The organism is Clostridium sp. 1001270J_160509_D11 (genome assembly GCF_015667935.1).
Lineage (GTDB): Bacteria > Bacillota > Clostridia > Peptostreptococcales > Peptostreptococcaceae > Intestinibacter.
The window spans coordinates 1-3,525 of the sequence record NZ_JADPET010000202.1 but is presented as its reverse complement, the minus strand read 5'-3'; the positions used below and the strand labels follow the sequence as shown (position 1 = coordinate 3,525).

4 protein-coding genes are annotated in these 3,525 nt (G+C 28.1%); all 4 read right to left on the bottom strand.

Annotated elements, in window-relative coordinates:
• A partial coding sequence (locus I4U58_RS13080) for a hypothetical protein (RefSeq protein WP_195931781.1) occupies positions 1–637 on the bottom strand: 637 nt, incomplete at its 3' end.
• A 14-nt stretch (positions 638–651) separates the two neighbouring features.
• Entirely contained in the window at positions 652–1,389 is a 738-nt protein-coding gene (locus I4U58_RS13075) for an aminotransferase class IV (RefSeq protein ID WP_195931780.1), read from the bottom strand.
• Positions 1,379–2,728: an aminodeoxychorismate synthase component I gene (gene pabB / locus I4U58_RS13070; RefSeq protein WP_195931779.1), complete on the bottom strand. Its 1,350-nt coding sequence runs from the start codon at positions 2,726–2,728 to the stop codon at positions 1,379–1,381. Before pabB ends, I4U58_RS13075 begins: the two co-directional genes overlap by 11 nt.
• Positions 2,721–3,329 carry an aminodeoxychorismate/anthranilate synthase component II gene (locus I4U58_RS13065; RefSeq protein ID WP_195931778.1) on the bottom strand — a complete coding sequence of 203 codons (609 nt, stop codon included), beginning with the start codon at positions 3,327–3,329 and terminating at the stop codon, positions 2,721–2,723. Before I4U58_RS13065 ends, pabB begins: the two co-directional genes overlap by 8 nt.
• Positions 3,330–3,525: the final 196 nt, after the last annotated feature.

Sequence of the window (3,525 nt, the reverse complement as noted above, 5' to 3'; positions counted from 1 at the left end):
CATATAATGTCTTAGATTCTGGTGCCCCTTGTGGAAATTTATTTAATCTATCTACTAAATTTTTATACTCTTTTTTTATGCTTTTTAATAATTTTTTGTCCTTAGGTACCCATTTATCATTTTTAATATAATACATTCTTATTAAATCTCTAAGAGCTATATTTATAAAAAAGTCGTATTCAAATTCTTCAAATTCGTCTTTTGATTCTAGTTTTTTAATTTCCGATTTAATTTCTAGCATCTTATCTCTTTTTTCTTCTTCACAAATCTTATCAGGACCGTTATCATAAATAGTTTTGCATTTTTGTAGTGTTTCTTTTGCAAAACCACAAGTATCATAAATTATCTTTCCATCATTTATTTTTAAAAAGAAGTATTCTTTAGTTTCTATAAAATGTTTGCACCCTTTTATAGATATGTAATTTAAATCAAACTCTATAGAAGAGATTTCTTTATTTATACGAATTTGGTTTTCATCTTGCTCTTTTGTAAATATAAAAAGATCTATATCATTTATTTTTATATCTTTTTCAAAATCTAAATCTTTACTAGAACCTACAAGAACTATACCTAACGTATTTTCGTCTTTTTTTATCAAATCTATTTCTCTATTGAATATCTCGCTTAGTTTTGACATAGACTCACTTCCTTTTATAGATTCTTTTGTAATTTTTTTATTAAGTCGTAATTTTTATCGTAATTTACATCACATATATTTGTAACTGGCATAATTCCCATTAAGCTATTTGTCACAAATACGGCATCGTATTCATCTATACATGAAATATTTATATCGCACTCTACTAAGTTTATATCTAAGTTTTTACAAATACTCTTAACATTAGACTTCATTATCCCATTTAAAATTGGAGATGAACTCTTTGGTGTATATATAGTATTTGATTTTATAAAGAATATATTACTCATTGAACATTCAAGAATATTGCTTAAGCTATCTAGAAAAATAGCATCATTGAAATTTCTATCAGTTGCATAATGTTTAGAGTACATACTTTCAAAGTAATTAGTTGTCTTATGTCTGTATATTATGCTGTCTCCTCTTTTAATTGGAGATATACATAGACTAAACCCTTTTTTATAAGTATCTTCGTTATAAGTTATATCTCTCAAACTTATATTATATCCTTCGTCAAATACTGTAAGTCTCAGTGCTTTATTTTTCACGTTGTTTTCTTTTATATATTTTAAAATTGTTTCTTTATAAAACTCTTTATCATTTTCAATACTTAAATTTAATTCTTTTATCGAATTAAATAATCTATTCATATGTAAATCTAAATCTAGAGGATAATCTGTAACTTTTATAGTTTCAAATAAACCTATACCAAATTTTGTAAGGGTTGAATTAAAAGAAATATTACTCTTCATAGTAACCTCTAAGTGCTTTCATTATAGAAGCAGCTTTGTCTAGTGTTTCTTGATATTCATCACTAGGATTAGAACCCCATGTCATACCTCCACCAACTTGGAAGTAAACATCTTCATTTTCTTTTACTATAGTTCTTATAGCTATATTTAAGTCCATATTTCCATCAAATCCTATATACCCAATAGAACCTGTGTAAACATTTCTCTTAGTTGGCTCTAACTCTTCTATAATTTCCATAGATCTAATTTTTGGCGCACCTGTTATTGACCCCCCAGGAAAAGTGGCCTTTATTACATCTACTGCATTATACTCGTCTTTTAAAGTTCCTACTACTGTTGAAACTAAGTGATTTACATTTGCATAAGGTTCAATTACAAATAGCTCAGGAACTTTTACAGTACCTACTTTTGATACTCTAGATAAGTCATTTCTTTCTAAGTCTACTATCATAAGTAATTCTGCTCTGTCTTTTTCACTATTTACTAATTCTTCTCTTAATCTTAAATCATCAGCTTCATCCTTACCTCTAGGTCTAGTACCTTTTATCGGTCTAGTTTCTAGTTTTCTATCTACACACTTTATAAATCTTTCTGGTGAATTAGATAGTATATGGAATTTATCGAAGTTTAAGAATGCTCCAAATGGTGCTGGAGAGAATCTTCTTAAATCTCTATATAATTCGTAACTAGATAAAGTGGTTTTTCCACTAAAACGTTGAGTTAAATTTGCTTGATATATATCCCCGCTTCTTATGTAGTCTCTTACTTTTTGAACGGCATCTTCAAATCCTTTTTTTGTGAAATTCGATTTAAGTTTTATAGGTTTAATGTTTTTAGTTTCATAACAAATTGGGTCTATCCCATTTTGTTCTGCATTTTTTATTTTTCTCTCAATTTCATCAATTAAAGATTCCTCTTTTTGTCTGTCTAAATTCGGTGTTGCTATGTAAGTTTTGTTTTCTAGATGGTCAACTACAACTACCCAATTGTAAAACCCAAAATATAAGTCATATACATTCATATCATCCTCTGCAATTTTAGGTAGTTTTTCCATATAGTTTCCTAAGTCATAAGATAAATAACCTACCGCGCCACCTACAAATGGCAAATGTGTATCATTTTCGCCCTGATAATTTTTAAGTTCTTCCTCTAAATCATCAAGAGGATTTGTTTTAGAATCTTTTGCTTTTATTTTTTTAAATGGATTACTGCTTATAAAAGAGTATCTCCCCAGTTTTTCAGGATCCATTGCGCTGTCTAGTATAAAGCTGTCATTTTCATATTTAAATATTGTATAGATTTCAAAAGCATTTAATTTAGTATTAATTTCTCTAAGCATTTTGTTCTTCCCTTTCTGAGCTTTTTGCTTTTTCTCTAGCTAAAGTAATAAAGTTTTGTAAAAGTTCATGTCCACATTCAGTAAGCACTGCTTCTGGGTGGAATTGCACACCTTCTATCATGTACTTTTTATGTCTAAGTCCCATGATTTCTCCTTCTTTAGTCTCTGCAGTTATTTCTAACTCGTCTGATAAAGTATCTCTATCTACTACTAAAGAGTGGTATCTTGTGACATTTAAAGGATTTTTTAAATTTGTGAAAACTCCTTTATTGTCGTGAGTTATACTGTGTACTTTTCCATGAACAGGCTCTATAGCTTTAACTATTTTAGAGTCAAATACCTGCCCTATAGTTTGATGTCCTAAACATATACCAAGTATAGGTATTATGCCTTTAAAATGTTTTACAACATCCATACAAATTCCAGCTTCATTTGGACTGCAAGGTCCTGGTGATAAGACGATAATTTCAGGGTTTAATGTTTTTATATCGTCTATCGTAATTTCGTCGTTTCTTTTCACTACCATGTCTTCGTTTAGTTCACCAAAATATTGAACTAAGTTATATACGAAAGAATCATAGTTATCTATCATTAGAATCATGTTTTTTCTCCCTTTTTTAATTTTTCCTATAAAACTCTAAATTTCTACATAAAAGGGGATATTTAATTTAACTACGTAGTTAGATTATAGCACACTTTAGTGTTATTACATTAATATATACAAAATAAAAAATCTTTTTTTAATTTACTGTATAATAAACATAAAATTCTATTATACACAATTTTGTCTAGATTTA

Coding starts and splice junctions, on each gene's coding strand:
- I4U58_RS13065 (WP_195931778.1), bottom strand. CDS start 3,329: ATGATTCTAATGATAGATAACTATGATTCTTTCGTATATAACTTAGTT.
- I4U58_RS13075 (WP_195931780.1), bottom strand. CDS start 1,389: ATGAAGAGTAATATTTCTTTTAATTCAACCCTTACAAAATTTGGTATA.
- pabB (WP_195931779.1), bottom strand. CDS start 2,728: ATGCTTAGAGAAATTAATACTAAATTAAATGCTTTTGAAATCTATACA.